Source organism: Mycobacterium sp. NGS34, assembly GCF_059812845.1.
Map to the genome: position 1 here is coordinate 105,385 of NZ_JCALDM010000013.1, position 21,874 is coordinate 127,258.

At 64.5% G+C, this 21,874-nt stretch carries 21 protein-coding genes and 1 pseudogene; 13 read left to right on the top strand and 9 right to left on the bottom strand.

What is annotated here, in order from left to right; translation table 11 throughout:
* Positions 1-18: 18 nt before the first annotated feature.
* Entirely contained in the window at positions 19-924 is a 906-nt protein-coding gene (locus tag AC5Y7V_RS25075) for an alpha/beta hydrolase-fold protein (RefSeq protein WP_499882740.1), read from the bottom strand.
* 288 nt (positions 925-1,212) lie between these two features.
* Between AC5Y7V_RS25075 and AC5Y7V_RS25080 the strand changes: the two are divergent.
* The 4 genes and pseudogenes from AC5Y7V_RS25080 to AC5Y7V_RS25095 all read left to right on the top strand — a co-directional run.
* A pseudogene (locus AC5Y7V_RS25080) lies at positions 1,213-1,323 on the top strand (CAP domain-containing protein); the annotation flags it as partial.
* A gap of 382 nt (positions 1,324-1,705) precedes the next feature.
* On the top strand, positions 1,706-2,755 hold the full coding sequence (locus AC5Y7V_RS25085; RefSeq protein ID WP_499882741.1) for an LLM class flavin-dependent oxidoreductase: 1,050 nt from the start codon (positions 1,706-1,708) through the stop codon (positions 2,753-2,755).
* Between the two features lie 203 nt (positions 2,756-2,958).
* On the top strand, positions 2,959-3,558 hold the full coding sequence (locus AC5Y7V_RS25090) for a hypothetical protein (RefSeq protein ID WP_499882742.1): 600 nt from the start codon (positions 2,959-2,961) through the stop codon (positions 3,556-3,558).
* Positions 3,559-3,869: 311 nt separating this feature from the next.
* Positions 3,870-4,778: an aminoglycoside phosphotransferase family protein gene (locus tag AC5Y7V_RS25095; protein ID WP_499882743.1), complete on the top strand. Its 909-nt coding sequence runs from the start codon at positions 3,870-3,872 to the stop codon at positions 4,776-4,778.
* Between the two features lie 71 nt (positions 4,779-4,849).
* On the opposite strand, the gene AC5Y7V_RS25100 is transcribed toward AC5Y7V_RS25095, so the two are convergent.
* Positions 4,850-5,599: an enoyl-CoA hydratase gene (locus tag AC5Y7V_RS25100; RefSeq protein ID WP_499882744.1), complete on the bottom strand. Its 750-nt coding sequence runs from the start codon at positions 5,597-5,599 to the stop codon at positions 4,850-4,852.
* 207 nt (positions 5,600-5,806) lie between these two features.
* Between AC5Y7V_RS25100 and AC5Y7V_RS25105 the strand changes: the two genes are divergently transcribed.
* From AC5Y7V_RS25105 to AC5Y7V_RS25125, 5 genes are all read left to right on the top strand, one after another.
* Positions 5,807-6,430 (top strand): cytochrome c oxidase subunit 3 family protein, encoded by a 624-nt coding sequence (locus tag AC5Y7V_RS25105; RefSeq protein ID WP_499882745.1) that lies wholly within the window; start codon positions 5,807-5,809, stop codon positions 6,428-6,430.
* Between the two features lie 2 nt (positions 6,431-6,432).
* Positions 6,433-6,708: a cytochrome C oxidase subunit IV family protein gene (locus AC5Y7V_RS25110; protein ID WP_499882746.1), complete on the top strand. Its 276-nt coding sequence runs from the start codon at positions 6,433-6,435 to the stop codon at positions 6,706-6,708.
* Between the two features lie 73 nt (positions 6,709-6,781).
* On the top strand, positions 6,782-7,459 hold the full coding sequence (locus AC5Y7V_RS25115) for a TetR/AcrR family transcriptional regulator (RefSeq protein WP_499882747.1): 678 nt from the start codon (positions 6,782-6,784) through the stop codon (positions 7,457-7,459).
* 297 nt (positions 7,460-7,756) lie between these two features.
* On the top strand, positions 7,757-9,712 hold the full coding sequence (locus AC5Y7V_RS25120; protein ID WP_499882748.1) for a flavin-containing monooxygenase: 1,956 nt from the start codon (positions 7,757-7,759) through the stop codon (positions 9,710-9,712).
* 8 nt (positions 9,713-9,720) lie between these two features.
* Positions 9,721-10,887 (top strand): acyl-CoA dehydrogenase family protein, encoded by a 1,167-nt coding sequence (locus AC5Y7V_RS25125; protein ID WP_499882749.1) that lies wholly within the window; start codon positions 9,721-9,723, stop codon positions 10,885-10,887.
* On the opposite strand, the gene AC5Y7V_RS25130 is transcribed toward AC5Y7V_RS25125, so the two are convergent.
* From AC5Y7V_RS25130 to AC5Y7V_RS25150, 5 genes are all read right to left on the bottom strand, one after another.
* Entirely contained in the window at positions 10,881-12,020 is a 1,140-nt protein-coding gene (locus AC5Y7V_RS25130; protein ID WP_499882750.1) for a CaiB/BaiF CoA transferase family protein, read from the bottom strand. The genes AC5Y7V_RS25125 and AC5Y7V_RS25130 overlap by 7 nt on opposite strands.
* Positions 12,021-12,025: 5 nt before the next feature.
* Positions 12,026-13,597: an aldehyde dehydrogenase family protein gene (locus AC5Y7V_RS25135; RefSeq protein ID WP_499882751.1), complete on the bottom strand. Its 1,572-nt coding sequence runs from the start codon at positions 13,595-13,597 to the stop codon at positions 12,026-12,028.
* A 3-nt stretch (positions 13,598-13,600) separates the two neighbouring features.
* Positions 13,601-13,795, bottom strand: coding sequence for a ferredoxin (locus tag AC5Y7V_RS25140; protein WP_499882752.1), 195 nt, complete (start codon positions 13,793-13,795; stop codon positions 13,601-13,603).
* A gap of 20 nt (positions 13,796-13,815) precedes the next feature.
* Positions 13,816-15,054 (bottom strand): cytochrome P450, encoded by a 1,239-nt coding sequence (locus AC5Y7V_RS25145; protein ID WP_499882753.1) that lies wholly within the window; start codon positions 15,052-15,054, stop codon positions 13,816-13,818.
* 138 nt (positions 15,055-15,192) lie between these two features.
* A complete protein-coding gene (locus AC5Y7V_RS25150) occupies positions 15,193-16,356 on the bottom strand; it encodes an acyl-CoA dehydrogenase family protein (protein ID WP_499882754.1) in 1,164 nt (387 codons plus the stop codon).
* 220 nt (positions 16,357-16,576) lie between these two features.
* On the opposite strand from AC5Y7V_RS25150, the gene AC5Y7V_RS25155 reads away from it, so the two are divergent.
* The gene (locus tag AC5Y7V_RS25155; RefSeq protein ID WP_499882755.1) at positions 16,577-17,704 is read left to right on the top strand and encodes an acyl-CoA dehydrogenase family protein; all 1,128 of its coding nucleotides are present in this window, start codon (positions 16,577-16,579) and stop codon (positions 17,702-17,704) included.
* A 12-nt stretch (positions 17,705-17,716) separates the two neighbouring features.
* Entirely contained in the window at positions 17,717-18,286 is a 570-nt protein-coding gene (locus AC5Y7V_RS25160; protein WP_499882756.1) for a TetR/AcrR family transcriptional regulator, read from the top strand.
* On the opposite strand, the gene AC5Y7V_RS25165 is transcribed toward AC5Y7V_RS25160, so the two are convergent.
* On the bottom strand, positions 18,276-19,079 hold the full coding sequence (locus AC5Y7V_RS25165; protein WP_499882757.1) for an alpha/beta fold hydrolase: 804 nt from the start codon (positions 19,077-19,079) through the stop codon (positions 18,276-18,278). The genes AC5Y7V_RS25160 and AC5Y7V_RS25165 overlap by 11 nt on opposite strands.
* Positions 19,080-19,158: 79 nt before the next feature.
* Here AC5Y7V_RS25165 and AC5Y7V_RS25170 point away from each other — a divergent pair, with 79 nt between their 5' ends.
* Positions 19,159-19,956, top strand: coding sequence for an enoyl-CoA hydratase/isomerase family protein (locus AC5Y7V_RS25170; RefSeq protein ID WP_499882758.1), 798 nt, complete (start codon positions 19,159-19,161; stop codon positions 19,954-19,956).
* Between the two features lie 617 nt (positions 19,957-20,573).
* Positions 20,574-20,972: a DUF732 domain-containing protein gene (locus AC5Y7V_RS25175; RefSeq protein ID WP_499882759.1), complete on the top strand. Its 399-nt coding sequence runs from the start codon at positions 20,574-20,576 to the stop codon at positions 20,970-20,972.
* An 18-nt stretch (positions 20,973-20,990) separates the two neighbouring features.
* Here AC5Y7V_RS25175 and AC5Y7V_RS25180 read toward each other — a convergent pair whose 3' ends face one another.
* Positions 20,991-21,788, bottom strand: a complete 798-nt coding sequence (locus AC5Y7V_RS25180) for an SDR family NAD(P)-dependent oxidoreductase (protein WP_499882760.1) — start codon at positions 21,786-21,788, stop codon at positions 20,991-20,993.
* Positions 21,789-21,874: the final 86 nt, after the last annotated feature.

Consider the following 21,874-nt stretch of genomic DNA (forward strand, 5'->3'; position numbering starts at 1 on the left):
GAAACAATTGGCCGGCGGTTACCCGATGTTTCCGGCTAGGTCGCTCGACATCGCTGCTAGCTGCTGGCTCCACGTCCCCCAGTCGTTGCCCCCGCCGGCCCCCAAATCGAAGTGGCCGTTGTGGCCGCCGGATCCGCGGTAGCTGGCATAGAAATCCCTGCAGGTGCTCTGCCAGATATCGGGGAAGTCGCCCACGGCGGCACCATCGCTCGGGCTTCCGGCAGCGGGGCTGTACACCCACAGCCGGGTGTTCTGGTCTACCAGGCGCGCGGCGTGGGAATTTGGGGAGTGCCACTTCCACCGGCCAAACTGGGGTGCCCCCCACATGTTCACGGGGTCGGCGCCGCCATTCTTCAGGGCCGCGGTGACCGCTCCGTCGACCCCGGTCCGCTCGGGAGCGAGCACTCCGGACAGCGATCCGGCGTAGCGGAATCGGTCCGGATGAAACGCGGCGAGTGCCACCGCGCCGTAACCGCCTTGGGCGGCGCCGACAACGCCGTGTCCGCCGGGCGCCAATCCCTTGTTGGCGGCCAGCCAATCGGGAAGCTCGCTCGACAAGAACGTGTCCCACTGTTTGCCGCGGTCCTGCTCCCAGTCGGTGTACATGCTGTAGGCGCCGTCGGCCGGCGCGACCACCGAGATGCCCTTACCCGCAAGCGTATTCATTGCGTTGCCGGCCGTGACCCAGTTGCTGACTCCTGGGGCCGCGTTGAACGCGTCGAGCAGGTACACCGCGTGCGGGCCGCCGCCCATGAACGACACCGGGATGTCGCGGCCCATCGCTGCCGACGGCACCATGAGGGACTCGACGTTCCCCGCTGCATTGGCCGCGCCGGTGCGACCGGCCGTCGTCGTGACGCCCCACGCCGCAATGGCGAGCAGAGCAACGCAAAGTATCCGCAGCCGCGTCGACAGACCTCTCACAATCAACCTCGTTCGCGTACTGATGCCGTAATTTTTGGACACACAATGTCAGAACAGTCAACCACTCCACGGGGCGGCGCGGCAAGGTACCAGCCAGGTCTTTATAACTCGTATTAGAATCGCCCATTGGCGCGGGGACGAGCGCTCGTTCGCCCAGCTCATTACCGGAAACTGGGCCTTCGGCGTGGGACGCCACGTGAACGACCTTTCGCTCTCGACCCGGTTTGCCCTAGACTCCAACAGGGTCGGTGCGGGGGGCGTTGCCGATGTTCGACGGAAGGTGATCGGATGGATCCAAACCCTGACTACGACGCGAGTGACGAGTTGGAATACGGCATCGCGGCGTTCGCGTGGCTCCTCCGCGGCCAATATCCACCGCCCTACTACGGATCGAACTAGCGACCGTTCGGTATGGGCTGGTGTGGCGGGTCGGCCGCGGCCCGCGTTAGGTGACACCCAGACCCGAGTTTGACTGCTCGCACCGTTCGGCCAGCACTTGGTGAATCGAGACATCCCACCTCAAATCGCTGAAATGCCGTCGCTGCGTGGGGGTGGTGCGCAGGCGCTCAATCGCGACAGTTTCTGGCCGCCGAGCCGAACGCGTATACGTCAGCGGGAATCGACGCCCTCCTAAGTAGACACCCAAGCACAGCCGCGGATTAAGACGACGGTCGCCGCTGCCAGCGGGCTAGTGCGGATTGCAATCCGATCGGATATGGTGATCCTGCGAACGATCGTTCGCACCCGATCGTACAACGGTGTCGATTCAAGGAGCGCAACCTTGACGCAATCCACCAAGAGCCGCATCGGAGTGTCGCTGCCGATGCTCAACCAGCCCTACGAGCGGTACGCCGAGTTCGCCGCGCTCGCCGAAGACGCGGGTTTCGATTCGGTCTGGGACTACGAGTTCTACCGAAATCCGTTCATTACTCACGCCTTGAACGCGCGGGCTACGTCCCGGATTCAGCTGGGCACCGGGATCGCTACCGCCGCGCCCCGCACCCCCTACGAGATGGCCAATGCGGCCGCAGACGTCGACGAACTGTCCGGCGGGCGGACCCTGCTAGGTCTTAGCACCGGCGGCGCGGGCTGGATGGAGTGCTTCAACGGTACCGACATCGACCGCCCGCTCACACGGATGCGCGAATACATCCATGTGATACGCCAGATCTGGAGACACTTCGAAACCGACGAACCGTTCGACTTCCGCGGCAAGATCTACCGCGCGTCCAGCCCGCCTCTCAACCCGTGGGGCACCCGAACCTTGGTGAGGCCTCAGATACCTATCTATCTGGCCGGATTGAAGGAGGGGATGCTGCGACTGGCCGGCGAAGTGGCCGATGGCGTGCTCGGCTTCCTGCCCACGCCCGCCTTCATTCAACAGCACGTCCTTCCGAACGTGGCTGCCGGCGCTGCGAAGGCCGGCCGGGACCCGTCGGACATCGAGGTGACCGCGCTGGTGATCTGCAGCGTGTCGCACGACCGAGACGAGGCGAGGCGCCGCGCTCGTATCAACGTCGGCAACTACGTGGCTTACCCGGTGGGCTCGACGGTAATCGAATTCATGGGACTGCAAGAGGATCGCGACCACGTGCTGCGGCGGCTCCTCACCGACGGGCCCGCGGCGCTGGCCACCGCGGCATCGGATGAGCTGCTGCGCGCCTTCGCGATCGCGGGCACCCCGGACGAAGCCGCCGAACAGCTCGCCGCCTACGACGGAGTGCTTCCGCACATCGTCCTGCACACACCGTATGTACCGCCGATCGACCAAGCGTCAAGCGAGGACGCGTTCCGGTCGATGGTGGACACCTTTTCGCGCGCCAACGCGTGATTCCTGATGCGGAGGTTGGGATGAATCGGACCGTTCACAAGTTCTGCGCGTGGAGTGGCACTCTGTGTCTCGTCACCATGGCAATCGGCTTCATCTTGATCGCCGGGTTCATTCCGACTCGGTCTCCGAGCCAAAACGCAATGGAAACAGCGCAATTCATCGTCGGGCACCGAGATAGGATTCGGTGGGGGATGATCGTGTGCATGTTCTCGGCATCCCTGTTGGTGCCGTTCGCGGTGTCGATGGCAATTCACGTCCGCCGCATCGAAGGGCGATTTCCCGCACTGGCCATGATCGAGTTCGGGCTGGGCACCCTCTTCACCCTCGAATTCATCTACCTGCTCTTCTTCTGGCAGACCGCGACTTTCCGCGTTGACAGGGCACCCGAGCTGATCCAACTGCTCAACGACATGGCATGGATACCGTTCGTGGGATTGACCTCCACGGCGGTGTTGCAGATCGTCTGCTTCGGCATCGCCATACTTACCGACCGGCGGGAGCGCCCCGTCCTCCCGCGCTGGTTGGGCTATTACAACCTTTGGGTCGCGCTGATGTTCACTCCGGGCACATTCAACGTCTTCTTCCACAACGGCCCGCTGGCGTGGAACGGCATCATCGCCTGGTACCTCCCGCTGGCCGTTTTCGCCACCTGGGCGATCATCAACCCGATCTATCTCTCCAAAGCCGTCGACACCATGGATTCCGACCCGCTCGTGGCAACCGAAGCCGCGCCCACCGGCGGCGATGAGCTTATCCGGCTGCGGGCCGACGTCGACGAACTATTCGCCCGGGCCACCAGGTAGTTCCCGTGGGTGCCCGCCTGGAACTCGTTGGCCTAACCGGTCGCATCGCATATCAGGTCGCCAAGGAGCGCATCACCAGCCCTAGCCCGGTCACGTTGCGGGAGGTTCCGCCGTCGCCCGAGCATCTAACCAACCGGTGGTTGACGCAAGCGTTGTGCGACGGGATAGCCGGAGCCGAAGTCGTTGACCATGAACTTGGTCCACGCAATGACGGAACATCGTCGCGACGGACATTGCGCGTCGAGTTCAACGCTGCTGGACGTGCGGCCGGCCTGACTGAGTGGCTCTTCACGAAGTCCGGACCCGGATTCATGAAACGGATGGTGTCGGCGGCGGCAGGGCTGGGCGTGATCGAGTCGACGTTCTACGCGCAGATCCGCCCGGCGTTGGTCATCGAGGCGCCGACCACGCAGTACTCCGCCTTCGACCCCGTCACCAACCGCCAATTGTTGATCGTCGACGACGTATCACGAACCCGCGGAGCGCAATTCGGCGACATCCTGACGCGGCAGCTCGACCGCGAACAGGCCGAGCAGGTGATTGACACGCTGGCGGCGCTGCACGTCGCATTTTGGGATGCGCCGCTGCGCAAGCGCTTCGGTCATTGGCTGCTCGACTCGTACGAATGGATGGCCCGACTGAACATCACTATCAACGCGCCGAAAAGGATTCTGGTGGGGTTTGAGCGCGGTCGCGACGTGATACCGCCCCGGCTCTACCGACGTCGGAAAGACGTGCCGGCGATGCTGATGCGCTCCCTTGAGATCAACACCGCGGGCCCGCAGACCCTGCTGCACGGCGACGTGCATCCCGGCAACTGGTATGTGACCGGCGACAACCGAATGGGCCTGTACGACTGGCAGTGTGTCGTGCGCGGGGGATGGGCGCGCGACGTCGCCTATGCCTTGTCGACGCATCTGACGGTCGAGAACCGGCGCGAGTGGGAGCGAGACTTAGTGTCCCGCTATTGCGACCGGCTGGCTGCGGCCGGTCACCGGCCGCCCAGCGCTGAAGAGGCATTTCTGGCTTACCGACAACAGATGCCGCACGCGATGTTCATGTGGCTCGGCACGATCGGGCGCTACTCCTTGCAGCCCGACATGCAGCCGAAGGACATCACGCTCGAGAGCGTGCGCCGAACCTGCCAGGCGGCAGAGGATCTGGACTCGTTGGAGGCGATCGCCGCCCACGAGCGTGGCCGAGTGTCGCTGGGCGGTTGAGGAACCCCGGCGGCACGGCCGACCGGCCATCTGCCCAGCAGCGACGCGCCGGTTTGCGCCTCAGTGACGGATCATTTGCGGCGCGCCAGTGCGAGCCGCTCCGCGAACTCCGGCGCCCGGATCGACGTGGCCTGCGGCCCCAATTCGGCGCGAACGGCGAGCGCATGCAATTCGGTGTCGAAATTCCCCGGGCTGCTGGTGGCACGCATGGTGGCCTTCGTCGCGATCACCACCTCTCGCGGTGCCGAGGCCGGACCGGCGGCCAGCTTGAGGGCGGCGGCCACCGGATCGTCGGCGACCTCGAGCGCGAGGCCGTGGCTGACGGCGGCGTCGGCGTCAAAGCGCATCCCGAACAACAACGCCGCACGCGCCACCTGCGGCCCTACGGCGCGCTGCAACATCCACGTCATGCCTCCGCCGGGGTGGATGCCGAGCTTTTGGAAGCGCGGATCGAACAGCGCCGCCGGTCCGGCGATCCGCACGTCGCACGCCAGGGCCAGGTTGAGCCCCGCGCCGACGGCCGGTCCGTTGACGGCGGCCACCGTTGGCAGCGCGCAGTCGGCGACGGCGAGGAAGCCGTCATAGAGGCGGCGTAACCCGTCCTCGGCCGCCGCGCCGAGCGCGCTGAGATCAGCGCCGGCGCAGAATGCCTTGCCGGCACCGGTTACAACCACGGCGTGAACGTTCGGTTCGTTTTGCGCATCGCTGACCGCCCGGCGTAACCCGGCGGAGATCTCGTCGGTGACCGCGTTGCGCCGATCTGGGTCGTTGACGGTGATCAGGGCGACGCCGCCGTCGACCTCGAGCAGGACGTGATCCACTGCAAACCGGCCCTTTCTGAGTAAGGTCGAGCCGCGCGAGGGGAGGGCATCGACGTTCGCGCCTCACGCTACGAGATCGGGTGTTGCGAAATCAATCCGGACGTGAGCGATCGTTCGCCCGGAGCGATCGTCGTTGACGGACTAAACGCTTACCCCTACTATTGAGACGAATTATCTCAAAGATAAGACGTTGGCAAAGGGCGGTGGATGACCGACGTTATCGGATCGGCGCGTGCGGCCGACGAAGCCGGCCTCAGCGCATCACGCACCTCCGAGCGTCATGTGCCAGGCGAGCCGGGTATCTGGGTGCTGCTGTTCGGCGACATGCTGGTCTTCACCGTGTTGTTCACGGTGTACCTGCATCAGCGCGGTGCTCGACCAGAGCTTTTCGCCGAGTCGCAGGGGGCGCTCAATCGAGCGCTGGGCGCGACCAACACGCTCGTGTTGCTCACGAGCTCGATTCTGGTGGTGTTCGCGACACGCGCTTTGCGGCGCCCCGAACTTCGTTACCTAGCCCGGCGTTTGACCCTTGGCGGCGTGCTGGTGGGCGCGTGTTTTGTGGTGATCAAGGCTTACGAGTACCACGAAAAGGTCGCGGCCGGAATCACCCCGAGCACCAACGAATTCTTCATGTACTACTTCGTGCTGACTGGGCTGCATCTGGCGCACGTGGTCATTGGGCTGATCGTCCTGACGGTCCTGTCGACCTTGGCGAGCAAACCGGAACCGACCAAGACGCATATCGCCTTCTTTGAGGGTGGCGCGTGCTTTTGGCACATGGTCGATCTGCTGTGGATCGTGATCTTCCCCCTGATCTTCCTGGTGAGGTGAACATGAGCTCGGTGGTACGGACCAACGCATCGCTGATCTGGTTCCTGTTGTGCGCGCTGACCGTTGTCTCATGGGCGCTGGGCACCGACCACGGATTCGGCGGGGGACACCACACGCCGGCCAGCCTGGTGATCTTCGCCGTCGCGATCTTCAAGGTTCGCCTGGTCGGCTTGTACTTCATGGAGCTGAAAATGGCCCCGCTCGTGTTGCGCGGCCTTTTCGAGGGTTATTGCCTGGCGTTGTTTGGGCTGCTAACGGCCATGTTCCTGTTCGCCTGATCGGTCGGAGCGATGTCCCGCCACATTGTGCGACATATAGCCTCTAAACTGGGCGCGGAGGTAAGGGAGCCCAGTGCCGAAAAATGAGAACGGCAAGACCAACGGCCGCCCGCGTGGCCGGCCGCGTCTGACAATCGACCGGGATGCGGTCGCCGACGCGGTCGCGGAGCTATTCCACGAGGGCGGCTACGAGGCCGTTTCCATCGTCGACACCGCCGAAAAGCTTGCGGTCTCCCGTGCCACGCTGTATCGCACGGTCCCGACCAAGCAGGACCTGCTCGGCATACTCTTCGAACGCAGTACACGTGAGATCACGGAGCAAGTCGAGGCGGCGATCCGCGACATCTCCGATCCCGCCGACCGGCTGAAAGCGATGGTCCGGCTGCAGTCGGAGGCGGCGGTGCAAATGCGCAGCTACATGCCCGTCTTCTTTGACGGCGGCGACCTGCCCAGCGATGTCGTCCAGCGCTGGCACAAATGGAGCCGGCAATTCGAGAAGCTGTGGCTCTCGGTGGTCGCCGACAATATGGAGGCCGGCTACATAGAAAAGGGTGATGAGGTCATCACGACGCGACTGATCCTCGGGATGATCCTTTGGGTATCGCGGTGGTACCGGCCAAAGGAAAAGATCACGGCGGAACAGATCGCGGAGGATGCCATCCGGCTCCTGCGGCTGGGCTACGTACCCCCCGAAAGTGGGGAGCGCAAGTCCGGGGCGTCACAGCGACGTCGGCGCAACCCGAGCCGCTAGTACCCGTTGATTGACCCGGCGTTTGCCGCGTGCGTGTACGATCGTTCTCGAACATAGGCCGAGGTAGCCCACAGTTAATCGGGCTGCTTGAGGCACTAACACCAGTCTCAATACCGCAAATTGGCGAACGGACCCTCGCGTAACCGGTTCGGGTGAGATATTGCGTCGGCCGCGGCATCTGCCGTATATTGAGACGCGTCAGTTCAAAAAAGAAATTGGCGACACGATGCCGGGAAGGTTCGTCGTCCGGCGGGGGGCGCGGAGTGTCGTCAGTCAAAGGTCGGAGGCGGAACGTTTATGACCACTGCCGCGTCGGCGCCCTGGACGAGGATCCCCAACTGGATTGAGAGCCTTCAGGTAGCGCTCGAGGATGCCAACATCCCGACGTTGCTACTCGTCCTGCAGCATCTCACCGGCGACGCCAAATGGACCCATCCGCCATACCGGCCGGCGCGCGGAAAGCCATTGGACGACAACGACTCCGGAGGACTTCCGCCGGAAGTCCAGGCTGAGGTGCGGACGGCGGCGCAAGAAGCGATCGTCGATTTTTACGAAGGCAGACTCCAACCGGTCACTCCGTCGCCGGACGAGGTGACACGCATGCTCAGCTGCGCGATGGTGGAAGAGGTTCCGGCCGAGTACGGCGAACTCCTCTCGGAGGAAATGGGTTTCATCTCGCGTGACGTCGAGGTGCCCGCGGAGTCAATCCCAGAGGGCTTTCGTGTCGCCATCATCGGAGCAGGCTTGTCCGGGCTTTGCATGGCCATAAAACTCGCTGCCGCCGGCATCAACTTCGTTGTGCTGGAAAAAGATGCAGACATGGGTGGCACCTGGCTGGAGAACGTGTATCCGGGCTGTGGCGTGGATACGCCGGGTCATCTCTATACCTTCTCGTTTGCACCCAACCCCGACATCACCCGGTACTTCGCCAGGCGAAACGAAGTCGAGGACTACATCCAGCGGGTCGCGACCGAATTCGACGTCAAGCGACACATCCGATTCGGCACCGAGGTGGTGTGCGCGCGATACGAAACCGCCAACGCGACATGGCAGATCGATGTGAGAGGCGCGAACGGCGACGTGGAGTCGCTAACTGCCAATGTCTTGATCAGCGCGGTAGGCATGGTGAACCGGCCCTCGATTCCGCCCATCCCCGGGCTGGACGAATTCCCCGGCCCGGTCATGCACACCGCGGAATGGGACAACTCGGTCGACCTGAGCGGCAAACGCGTCGCAGTGATCGGAACTGGCGCCAGCGCGATGCAGGTGGTGCCGGCGATCGTCGATACCGCCAGTCACGTGAACGTCTTTCAGCGATCGAAGCAATGGGCGTTGCCGCATCCGAACTACCATCGCGCGGTCAAGGAATCGGTTCGGTTCTTGATGAAAGAGGTTCCCTTCTACGTTCAGTGGTATCGGCTGCGGTCGTTCTGGAACTTCAGCGACCGGCTGCATTCGGCGCTGCAGATCGATCCGAACTGGCCCCACCCGGAGCGCGCCGTCAACGAGGCCAACGATCGCCACCGGGTCTTTCTCACCAAGTACATCAAGGAGCAGCTCGGCGATCGGACCGATTTGCTGGACGCCTGCCTACCGGACTATCCGCCCTACGGTAAGCGTCCGTTGATCGACAACCACTGGTACAAGACGATCTGCCGTGACGATGTCACGCTGTTCACCGAGGCGGTCGATCACGTCAGCGGCCAGAACGTCGTGACGTGCTCGGGCGTCGAGGTGCCTTCCGACGTGATCGTGTTGGCCACCGGGTTCAAGGTTCTGCAGTTCCTGTGGCCGATGGATATCGTCGGAAGATCGGGCAGCACCCTGCGTGAGCAGTGGGGCGTCGACGACGCCCGGGCATACCTTGGGGTGACGGTTCCAGACTTCCCGAACTTCTTCATCGTCAACGGCCCGAATACCAATGCCGGTCACGGTGGAAGCGCGATCCACCCCACCGAGTTTCAGGTGCGCTACATCATGCAGGCGATCCGCGATCTGCTCGTCAACGAAATCGCCGCTGTCGAGGTGGATCGTGGCACTTTCGAACGCTACAACGAAGAGCTCGACGAAGCATTGGCGCGCTGTATCTGGTCGCACAAGGGAATGACAACCTATTACCGCAACGGCGCCGGGCGCATCGTTGTGACCGGCCCGTGGAAGTACATCGACTACTGGGAACGGATTCATGACTTCAACCCGAGCGACTATCACGAGTTGGCAGCATCGTCGCAGGCGGCAGAGCTAACCGCCTAGCTACTTCGATGACCACTGACACCGTGGGCACGACCGGCGCGGAGGAGCGGGCGATTCGCGATGCCGTGAATGGAATCGCCAACTCGTTCGGGCCCGATTACTACCAACAGCAGGTCGACAGCGGCGGCAATTGCGCGGAGCTTTGGGAAGCGCTGGGCGCCAAGGGTTATCTCGGTGTGCACCTGCCCGATAAATATGGAGGTGGGGGACTGGGGCTCGCGGAGCTGGCGATGGTGGTGCAGGAAACCGCCCTCGCGGGATGTCCGATGCAGGCCATGTTGTTCTCGGCGGGGGTCACCGGAACCATCTTGTGTCGCAGCGCCAGCGAGGAGCAGAAGGCCCGCTGGCTGCCCGGCGTGGCCGCCGGCGCAACGAGATTGTCGTTCGCGATCACCGAGCCCGATGCGGGAGCGAACGCCCACCGAATATCTACGTCCGCTCGTCGGGACGGTGAGCGCTACGTCATCAACGGCCAGAAGGTCTTCATCACCGGCATGGAGTCCGCCCAGTGGGTGATGGTCGTGGCCCGCACCGGCATCGACGAACGCAACGGCCGCGGACGCCTGTCGGTCTTCATGGTCAAGACCGATACGCCCGGCCTGTCGTGGACGCCGATCCGGACGGTGATGAACCAGCCGGACAAGAGCCATCAGGTCTTCTTCGACAATGTCGAGGTGCCCGCCGCGAACATGATCGGTCAGGAGCACAAGGGGCTGGCGGTGGCGTTCACCGGACTCAACACCGAGCGAATCCTGACCAGTTCGATCTGCACCGGCGTCGGACACTACGCCCTGCGGAAAGCGGTTGCCTACGCCAACCAGAGGCGGGTATGGGATCAGCCGATCGGCGCGCATCAGGCGATCGCGCATCCGTTGGCCGCCGCGCACATCCATCTGCAAGCCGCTCAGCTGGTGGCGAACCGGGCCTGCGAACTCTACGATCGCGGGGCCGAGGTGGGGGAGTTGGCCAACATGGCGAAATATCTAGGGGCCGCAGCCGGATTGGAGGCGCTTGACGCGGCCGTTTCCGTTCACGGTGGCAACGGCGTCACCTACGAGTACCAGCTTGCGCCGTACTTCTGGCTGGTACGAATGCTCAACATGGGCCCGGTCTCCAAGGAGATGATCCTGAATTTCGTGGCCGAGCATTCCCTCGGGCTACCGCGGTCTTACTGAGAGCCGGAGTCGGTCGCGGCCACGCCGTCGTCAATCGCCCAGTCGCGCAACACATCCAGCGTATCTGCTCCCACCGGCTGGGGTGGAGTCGGACGCCGCGGAATGGTTCTGCTGAACCGGGGGGCGGGCGCCGGCTGAGTCACGCCGCCGACTTCGATGAACGTGTCGCGCGCGGCCAGGTGCGGATGGGTGGCCGCCTCGGTGAGTGACAGCACCGGCGCCACGCAGGCATCGGTGCCTTCGAAGACCGCCGCCCAATCGGCGCGGGTTCGGCCCGCAAACGCATCGGAGATCGCGCCGCGCAGTCGCGGCCACTCCGACGGATCATCGCGCAGCGCGGCGACGTCGTCGGAAAGCCCTAGCAGTCGCGCGAATTCGGCGTAGAACTTCGGCTCCAGGGCCCCGACGGCCATCCACTGGCCGTCGGCCGTCGCGTAGGTGTCGTACCATGGCACCCCGCCGTCGAGAAAATTGGATCCGCGCCGATCGACCCATTGCCCGGCCGCCATGAGTCCGTGCAGCAGCGCGGTGAGCGAGCTGGCGCCGTCCACGATCGCCGCGTCGACGACCTGGCCGTGACCCGATCGGCCGGCCTCCCACACCGCGGCAAGCACGCCGATCACGAGAAACGTTGAGCCACCGCCAAAATCGCCGAGCAGATTCACCGGCGGCACGGGTGCCTCGCCGGCCCGGCCGATCGATGCCAGCGCCCCGGTCAGGGCGATGTAGCCGATGTCGTGGCCGGCGGTCGACGCCAACGGACCCGACTGCCCCCAGCCGGTCATTCGTCCGTAGACCAGTCGTGGGTTGACGTTCCAGCAGTCGGCTGGGCCCAACCCGAGGCGTTCTGTCACACCCGGGCGGAAGCCCTCGAGCAGCACGTCGGCTTTCGCGGCCATCGACAACACGGTGCGTACGCCGTCGGGATCGCGCAGATCCACCACGATCGATCGGCGGTTGCGGCGCAGCACATCTTTCTCCGGGGGCACTCCGCTGGCGGCGGGCCCGGGGCGCTCGACGCGAACGACGTCGGCGCCCAGGTCGGCGAGCAGCATGGCCGCGTACGGCCCCGGACCGATGCCGGCGAGTTCAATGACCTTGAGCCCGTCCAGCGGGCCCCGGGAATCCACCATATTGCTCAGCGAGCCTTGGGGCCCAGGCCCAGCCGACGCCGCCAGTCGTGCATTTCGAGCAGCCGAAGCACCGCGCTGGAGATCCGCGCCTTGCGTGGTGAGTACGGGTACCAATGCGTCTCGGTGGGCAGGTTGAGCTTCTCGCTGACCACCGCCTGTGCGCGGCAGTACTTTCGGATGCCGTCGGGTCCGCCCATGCGGTGGCCGAGGCCGGATTCCTTCCAGCCGCCCATCGGCAGCGGGAACTGGAACACGTGCATCATCGCGTTGTTGATGTTGACCCCGCCGGCCTCGATCCTCCTGCCGACCCGCTCGCCGCGCTCCTTGCTCGCCGTCCAGACGCTGGCGCCCAGACCGTAGGCGCTGTCGTTGGCCAGAGCGATGGCTTCGTCCTCGCTCGAAACCTTCATGATCGGGAGCAACGGCCCGAACGTTTCCTCGCGCATGCACGCCATCGTGTGGTCGACATCCACCAGCACCGTCGGCGGGTAGAACAGCCCACGCTCGGCCCGCTTTCCGCCGGTCAGGACTCGTGCGCCGCGGGCCACCGCGTCGCTGACATGCCGCTCGACGATCGCCATCTGGGCTTCGTTTGCCAGCGCCCCGATGTCGGTGGAAAAGCTGCCCGCCGCGTCATGTCCCTGGCGGAGCTTGTTGACCTCGTCGACAAGGCGCGACGTGAACTCGTCGTAGACCGAATCCTCGACGTAGATCCGTTCCACGGCGACGCACGACTGGCCGGAGTTGAACAGCCCGGCCCAGATGGCTCCGCGGACGGTCCGCTGCAGCGGCGCATCGGACAGCACGATCATCGCGTCTTTGCCGCCCAGTTCGAGACTGACCGGGATCAGCCGCTCCGCGCATTGGATGCCGATCTTGCGGCCGGTCTTGGTGGAGCCGGTGAACTGCACCATGTCGACGACGTCCACGACGGCCTTGCCGGTTTCACCCCGGCCGGTCACGCAACCCAGCACGGGTGGCGCGCCGATTTCCTCATTCCAGCCACGCACGACTTCGGCCCAACCCAGCGGCGTTTCCTCGGACGGCTTGGTGAGCACGGCCGCGCCGGCCATCAACGCCTGGGGCACGTCGAGCATCGGCATTCCCAGCGGGTAGTTCCACGGCGTGATTACGCCGACGAGTCCGTAAGGGCGGTAACGGATTTTGAGGTTCTTCGCTGCCGACGCCGGCCCGTGCGGGCGGCGGGTCTCGTCGGCCAGGAACTCTGCGCCGTGTTTGGTGTAGTAGTTGATGACTTCCATGCAGACCAGGAGCTCGATCTGCGCGTCCCCCCAGGACTTGCCGGCCTCACGATGCACCAGGCCCAGGATGCGGTCCTGGTTGTCGACGATCCAGTCCAACCACCGCCGCAGATAAACCGCACGGCCTTCCGGACCCAGTGCCTCCCAGGCCGGCTGGGCCGACCGCAACTCGGAGGCGAGCTGCGACACCTGGTCGGCGGCCATGTCCGGGACCACCCCGACCAGCGACCCGTCGGCCGGATTGCGCACCTCGACGACCGGAGCGCCGGCGCCGCCTTCGTCCTTGCCCACGGTGGTTTCTTCGGCGGTGGTCATAATTCAGTCCTCAATGCGAATCGCGCTGACCGGACACATCATTGCCGCTTCCTCCACCGCCGACCGCAGCCGCTCGTCGGGTTGGTCGTTCAGCACGGTGACACTGTCTTGATCGTCTTCGATCGCGAACACGTCGGGTGCGGCCATCACGCATTCCCCATGGAGCTCGCACCGGCCTGTGTCAACGATGACTTTCATTGCGCGTCAATCCCGTTGCGTCAGGCGGGGGTGATGGTGACGGGCAGCTGGTATACCCCCCGCGAATAGGCGTCGCGCACGTAGTCGATGTCGCCGGCGGGGGTGATGTCCTTGGTGCGTTGCAGCAGTTCTTCCAGCAGGATTTTCATCTCCAGTCCCGCAACGTGCTTGCCGAGGCACTGGTGCGGGCCGCGGCCGAAGCTGACATGCGGGTTTTTCTCGCGGGACAGGTCGAACGCGTTGGGGTTGTCGATCGCGCGCTCGTCGAAATTGCCCGCGGCGAACAGCATCAGCACGACGTCGCCCTCTTTGATCTGCTGCCCGTGCAACTCGTGATCGGCGGTCGCTGTGCGCACCAGATGCGTAAACGGCGTGGCGATCCGCACGATCTCCTGGATCGCCGTGTTGGGGATGTCGTGGGCGTGCTCGCGCAGCCAGGCCATCTGCTCCGGGTTGCGCATCAGCTCGTGCATGCCGTGGGACAGCGAGGTCCGGGTGCTCTCGGCGGCGCCGGAGGCCAGCAACGCCACGTTCCCCATCAGTTCGTCCTCCGAAATGACGTCCGCGCCGGCCTGGACCAGCTGGGTGATGACGTCCTCGCCGGGCTCGCGGCGCTTGAGCTCGCCCAGCTCCACCGCGTAGCCGAGCAGGTCGAAGATGGCCTGCATGACGTATTCGAACGAGGGCGTGATGCGGGTGTCGAACGGAGCGGCGAAGGTGTCCACCCAGGCGAAGAACTTCTCCCGGTCACCGTTGGGGACACCCAGCACATCCCCGAGGGCCTCCATCGGCATCGCGTGGCCGATGTCGGTGACGAAGTTGAAGGTGCCCTTCTCCAACGCCGCGTCGACGATGTTGACGGCGTACTCGCGGAACTTGTCCTCGAGCTTCTTGACCATGCCCGGGGTGAAGGCCTTGCTCATCACCCCCCGCTGGGTGCGGTGCTTGGCCCCGTCCATCGTCAGCATCGCCGGCTTGCCGCCCACCTTCGGGTCGAGCGGGGTCACCTTCCACATGTTCACGCCCCCGCGATCGGCGGCGTAGAGCTCGGAATTGCGGTCCACGGTCCAGATGTCGGCGTTGCGGCTCACGATCCAGGCCTGGTCGATCAGCATCGGGTCATTGAACTCGTGCAGGTAGCAGGGTGCCTCGTCGCGCAGGTACGCGTACTGCTCCAACGGCAGACCGAATGTCGTCGGGTCGCCGTTGGCGTACGTGTCGGCTTCCAGAACGCGAATGTCGGGCTTGGCCGTGGTCATCTATTGGCTCCTAACCGGGAGGCGACGGAGGGGCTTGAGACCCACGGACCGGACCACCCCCGTAAGAATTATGAGTTGAGCAGTCTCAATTGTGGTTCTTCGGTGCGCAAAGTGTCAAGCGTCATACCCAGATCTTCCTCAGCGGGCCGGGCGCAGGCCCAGGGTAGCGGAAATGATGTCGCGCTGGATCTCGTTGGTTCCGGCGTAAATCGTGGGAGCGATGCTGAGTCGCAAGTGTCGCTCCATGTCGAACTCGGTGCTGTAGCCGTAGCCGCCCATCATCTGGACGCCTTCCAACGCAACCTTTTTCGCCGTTTCGGTTACCTTGACCTTGGACATCGACGTCGCGCGCACCCACTCCTCGGGCGCGCCGACCTGATGCTCGATGTGGTGCACGGTCGCATACGTGAGCGCCCGTGCGGCCTCGATCTCAATGGCCAGGTCGGCGATGCGGTGCCGGAGTGCCTGAAACGATCCGATCGGCGCGCCGAACTGCTCGCGCTCGGTGACGTAGGCCAGCAGGTCGTCGAAGGCGCGCTGCGCCATGCCCAGGCCTTGCGCCGCGCAGACCAGCCGCTCGCCGTTCAGGCCGGCCATTATCTGTTTCCACGCATTGCCCTCCGTGCCGACCACCGCCGACTCCGGGACGAAGACATCGGTAAAGAACAGGTCGTTGACCTCGCTGCCGCCCATCGTCGAGATCGGGCGGATTTGCAGCCCTTCGGCGTCGGTGGGGACCTCCAGCAGCGTCAGACCATCGTGGGGCCGCACCCCGCGCGAGGTGCGCACGACCACCAGGATCGCGGCCGCGAATTGTGCGTCGGAGCACCACGTTTTCTGCCCCCGCACGCGCCAGCCACCGTCGACCTTCTCGGCTTTACAGCTGACCGCTGACGCATCCGAGCCGGCGCCGGGTTCGGAAATGCTGATCGACATCACCTTGCCCGAGCAGATCGAGCCAAGCGCGACCTTCTTCTGCTCCTCGGTGGCAAATCGTTTGTAGATGCCCGCGACGGTGTGGGAGCTGCCTGCTCCGTGGATCGGGGCGAGGCCGTGCCACAGCTGCTCGAACAGGATGACCTGCTCGGTGAGTCCGCCGCCGCTGCCGCCGTACTCCTCGGGAATGGACACTCCGAGGTAGCCGACGTCGGCCAATTTCTGATACAGGCCGGCGTGGTGTTGCTCGGCGCCGTTGTCGGTCAACGCATCGCGCTGTTCGCGGGTGCCGCATTCCTTGCGGCAGAATTCCCGAACGGCACGGGCGAACTCACGTTGTTCGTCAGTAAGTCCCACCGCGTCCATCTCAGCTCCTTAGCAGAACGATCGCTCGCGGTGTGAAGATCAGAGGCCAGCGTTTGTTCCAAAGATTATGAGTCAACTAGTCTCAATAGTAGACATGGGGCTTTAGCCTGGTCAACACCGCCGGCTGCGGAGAACGGACCGCCAGCCGTCGGTGGCGAGCAAGCACGCCAACGGGGATAACGATCGTTGACGATGCCTCTGAGGTATACGAAGGAGCCTTATGACCCGCTCGGTTTTCACCGAGGAACAAGAGCAGTTCCGCGGCGCGGTTCGCAAGTTCCTCAACGACGACGTGGTGCCTGAATATCCGGCCTGGCTGGCCGACGGGAAGCCGTCGCGGCGGTTCTGGCGAGGGGCGGCGGGCGTCGGCATTCTGGGAATCGCTGTGCCCGAACAGTTCGGCGGCATGCCCGGTTCGGACTACCGACACAGTGCCATCGTGACCGAAGAGATCCAGGCGCTGGGCCTGGCCATCGGCGGTTTGCGCGTGCAGACCGATATCTGTCTGCCATACCTGCTGCACCACGGCTCGCCCGAACAGTGCGCCACCTGGCTGCCACGAATGACTTCCGGTGATGTCGTCGTCGCGCTCGGGCTCTCCGAGCCGGGCGCCGGTTCGGACCTCAAGGCCATGTCGACGCGGGCCCGTCGCTGCGGGGATCACTATGTGGTCGACGGAGCGAAGACCTTCATCTCCAACGGTGCCGCCGCCGATTTGGTGATCCTGGCGGTCAAGACCGACCCGGAGGCGGGCCGGCGTGGCATCAGCCTGCTGCTGGTGGACACTTCGACGCCCGGCTTCGCGCGGGGCCGCAAGCTGGACAAGCTGGGCCTTCGCGCGCAGGACCTGGCCGAGATCTCATTCACCGACATGAGGGTCCCCGTCCAAAACCTTCTTGGCGAGGAGAACGAGGGGTTCACCTACCTGACGTCGAATCTTGCCCAGGAGCGCTTGTCGATCGCGGTCAATTCGCAAGCTGCCGCCGCCGCAGCCCTTTCTTGGGCGGTCGAGGATCATCAACGCGCCGGCAGCGTGGGGCAGGAGGTCAAGTTCACCCTGGCGCAGTGCGCGGCCGAGGTGGCGGCCGGTCAGTCGCTCATTGACCAGGCGTTATCGCGTCATGTCGATGGGCGGCTCAGCGGCAGCGATGCGGCGATCGCCAAGCTGTACTGCACCGAGCTGCAGGGCCGGGTCGTCGACCGCTGCCTGGCGCTGTCGCGCCCGTCGACCGCACTGCGGGGTGACTCCCGGTTGGGCAACGCCTATCTCGATGGCAGGGTGAGCCGGATCTACGGCGGGTCCAGCGAAATCATGAAGGTAATCATCGGACAGAGCCTCGGCCTGTGAGACGCTGCTACGGTGACGCGCGACGAAAAGATCCTGGCCGCTGCCGAGAAACTGTTCTTCGAGCGCAGTTTCGACGGAGTGGGCGTCGACGAGATCGGCAAAGTCGCCGGCACCACCGGGTCGGCCATCTATCGCCACTTTCCCAGCAAGGACGCGATCCTTGCGGCCCTGTTCGACAAGACCCTCGACACGATTTTGGTACGCCTTGGCGAACCCGACGAGGATCCCGAGGCCGAGCTCAATAAGCTGGTGCGCGCGTTTGTAAGCCTGGCCAACACTCACGAGCGGTTGGTGTCGATCTGGCTGCGCGAGCAGCGGTCGCTGGCCGAGCGCTATCGCCGCGAACACGACCGTCGGCAACGCCGCATCAACCAGCGGTGGATCGACTGCCTAAAGCGGTGCTACCCCGACCGTTCGACCGACGAGATCATCACCGGCACACGGGGTGTCCAATTGTTGTTGCTGTCCGAGGCGCTGCGCCCGCCGGGTGGGCGACGAGCCAAGCAAGCCGAGGAACTGCTGGCCCAGATGGCACTGGCATCGGTTCAAGCCCTGGAGCCGGCGCCGGCCGCTAAGCGGTGACGAATTTGAGCAGTTCGGTCTCGAACACATCCGGTGCTTCGAGCATCGGATAATGCCCGCAATCGGGCACCTCAACCAGGGTGGCGTCGGACAGCTGCTGCTGCAACCAACGGGCGCCCTTGGCCGAGTGCACCGGGTCGTTGGTGCCGATGATCTGCAGCACCGGCTGGGTTACCCGGGGGATTTCGCCGAGCAGATCGGTCGTCAGCAGCGACCGATAGCACGCGACCGCGGCCCACGACGGCATCCGAAGGGAGCAGCGGACCAGCCAATCGACCGTTCGCGGATCCGGCTCGTGACCGAACGCCGACGCGATCGTGCGGTACCGCGCCCCCACCCGGTTGGCGTGCTCGTCAGCCACCATGGCCTCCAGCATCGGCCCGGGCGGTCCACCGAATGGGAAGCTTTCGCTGCGGCTGGCACGGACACCGTTCGACCCGACCAGCACCAGCCCGGTGACCAATTCGGGCGCCGACGCAGCGGCGCGAAAGGCCACTTGCCCCCCGAAGGAGTGGCCGACCACCGTCGCGCTACCAATTTCGAGCCGGCCGAGCGCGCTGACGAGATCCGCCGCGAGGCGCTCGATCTCGTAGCCATGAAGCGGGTTATCGGAGAGCCCATGGCCACGTTGATCCACGCACAGGATCCGCAGCCCACGCTCGGTGAGCACACGCACCTGGCGATCCCATAGCTCGTGGTCGAGGCCGAAACCGGAAATCAGTGCCACGGCGGGCCCGTCGCCGAGATCTTGCACGTGAATCCGTACGCCGGCGTCGACTTCGATAAATGCCACTTCAGGTCTCACCCTCGATCAGGTAGATTCACACACGATTTATGAGTTTACGAGTCTTAATAATAACCGCGGAGGCCTCATGAGCACCAGCCTCGAAACATTATCCGTAGCCGCCCTCGGCGACGGCGTCAGCGAGATCTCGCTGGTTCGCCCAAAACTATTGAATCGCTTCGACAATCAGCTGCAGATCGAGCTGGCGACGGCCCTCGAAGAGCTCGCCAAAACCGATGACGTCCGCGCGATCGTGCTGGGCTCCACCGGAAACGCGTTCTCCGCCGGGGGGGACTTCGCTTTGATGCGGGCCGCGCACGACGACGCCGATTCGCGGCGCGAAACCGTCGAAGCAGGTGCGAGGCTGCTGCGGTCTTTCATCGACCTGCCCCAGCCCATTATCGCCGCGGTACAGGGCCCGGCGATTGGCTTGGGCGCAACGGTGGCGCTGATGTGCGACGTCGTGGTCGCGGCAAGGAGCGCGAAACTGGCCGACACCCACGTGAAGGTGGGTCTAGTCGCGGGCGACGGCGGCTGCCTGGTGTGGCCTCAGGCGGCCGGCATGCTGCGGGCGCGGCGTCACCTGCTCACCGGTGATTCACTCGACGCGACCACCGCCTACCAGCTCGGCATCGTGACTGACATCGTCGACGCGCCGGACAAGGTGCTGCCATGCGCGCGCGAGATCGCCAAGCGCATCGCGGCTCTCGCGCCGCTGGCCGTCCAGGGCACGAAACGTGCACTGAACCACGTGACTTCGCTGCGGGCCGACGAAGTGGTCGAGCTGGCTTTCGAACTCGAAGAGCACACCTTGACCAGCGACGACCTGCTGGAGGGCATCGCCGCGTTCAAAGAGGGCCGCGATGCCAACTTCGTCGGTCGGTGAGGGCGTCGTGAAACGGCGAAATGGCTGCGGCGTAACCACTTACAGCACGATTGGTGAGTACACCGGGTCAGCTTGACAACCTTAGGAGGGGGAAATGTTAAGGGGGATTGTGGTGATCGTGGTCGGGTTCGGAGTTGTGGGCGCCGGGTTCGCGGCCACTACGCCGGCGTATGCCGACGATCCTCCCTTCCACGTCCTGAGTTCCCAAGATCTCTGCAACTTGGTTTGGCCGGGCTCCCAAGCGATGCCGGACCCCGCCAAACCCGTCGGAACAATCTGCTCGCGGCAGGGAGGGGTCCTGTCCCGGCTGGCCAACAGCATGCCCACCATATTCGTGGATACGCGCGTTCTCGAACCGGGCAAGGCGCCCGAGCTGCCAATAGGCTCGCAGCGCGTCAATCCGAGCGATCCACTGAGTGATTGGGTCATTCCCGACTGTCACGTGCCGGGCCGAGTGGACTGCCAGTAGCGCGACGTGCTGTAAACGGGCGTTAAAGCAGAGAGCAGAAAAGGCCGGTCGGCCGGGTCTTGACAATCTTGCGGGAATTTGTTGATCTCCTTGGAAGTACACCGGGGGAGCGGCTGATCCGCCGGAATGACTGCAAAGGACGTAAGCCATGAAGCGTCGCATGTCACTGGCCACCGTAATCGTCGGTGTCGTTGCGGTCGGCGCAGCCTCGGGTGCTGTGGCGCCTCGGGCACACGCCAAACCCGCGCCCGAGGTGGAATACATGTACGACGTGTCGGTGCGGCGGCACTACAACTTTCCGAACAATGACGCGATCGGCTATGGCTACGGGATCTGCGGCAAGGTCACCGGGGGAGAGGGCTACCCCCAAATCATGGGCGATGTGAAAAAAGACGTGACACCCAACGACGAGTTCGCGGCGAATTATCTGGTCTCGTACGCCGTCGACATCTTGTGCCCCGCCCAGATCTGGCAGCTGCGCAACTCGGCGCAGGGGTATCGCCCACCGCCCGGTCAGGAGTATTTCGGTAGTCCCGGCGCCGAATGAGCAGCCGGACGACATTGTCTACGGAATCGTGTAGCCGCCGCTGACCGAGATGAGCTGCCCGGTCACCTGCCGAGCCGCTGTCGGTGAACAGAACCAGGCCGCGGCCCGGCCGATGTCCTCGGCGGTGGTCAGGCGGCGCAGCGGGGTGCCCTTGACCATGTAGTCGATCTGGTCGGGGTTGAACACGTTGTCCTGGCCGACAGACCAAAGGCTCGACTCTCCGACCGCCTCGGGGCCCTCGGGGATCACCAGGCCGGGGCAGATGATGTTGGACCTGATCCCGTGGCGGCCGTGCTCGCGCGCGACGGTGCGGGCCAGGGCCACCACCGCGGCCTTCGACGCGCCATAGATGCCCTGACGGATCTGCCCGAACGCGGCGTCGCTGGCGATGAACGCGATCGCGCCGCCGCCGGCCTCTTTCATCGGACCGATCGCCGCCTGGGTCGCGGCGACAGCGCTGAAAAGGTTGATTTCGATGGTGCGCTGCCATTTGTCACGATCGGTGTCGGTCGCGATGAAACCGGGCACGCTCCACCCGGCGTTGTTCACCAGGACATCGATGCCGCCCCAGCTGTCCACGGCGGCACCAATCGCGGACTCGGCTCCACCGGGAACGGTCAAATCGTCGATCGCGAGTTCGACGTCGGCGGCGCCCCTGGCTTGCGCCTCACCCCGCACGCGCTCCGCCTGCGGTTTGTCGATGTCGCTGATCACGATTCGGGAGCCCTCGGCGGCGAACACGTGAACGATGCCGCGCCCGATGTTGGATGCGCCTCCAGTCACCACCACCCGGGCGCCTGCCAATCCAAGGTCCATCCTCTGCTCCTCGTCCGGGCGGCTGTTGTGACCGCTGTAATGTTAGTTTAACGTGGATTAGAAACTATGGTTCCATGGTTTCGGTA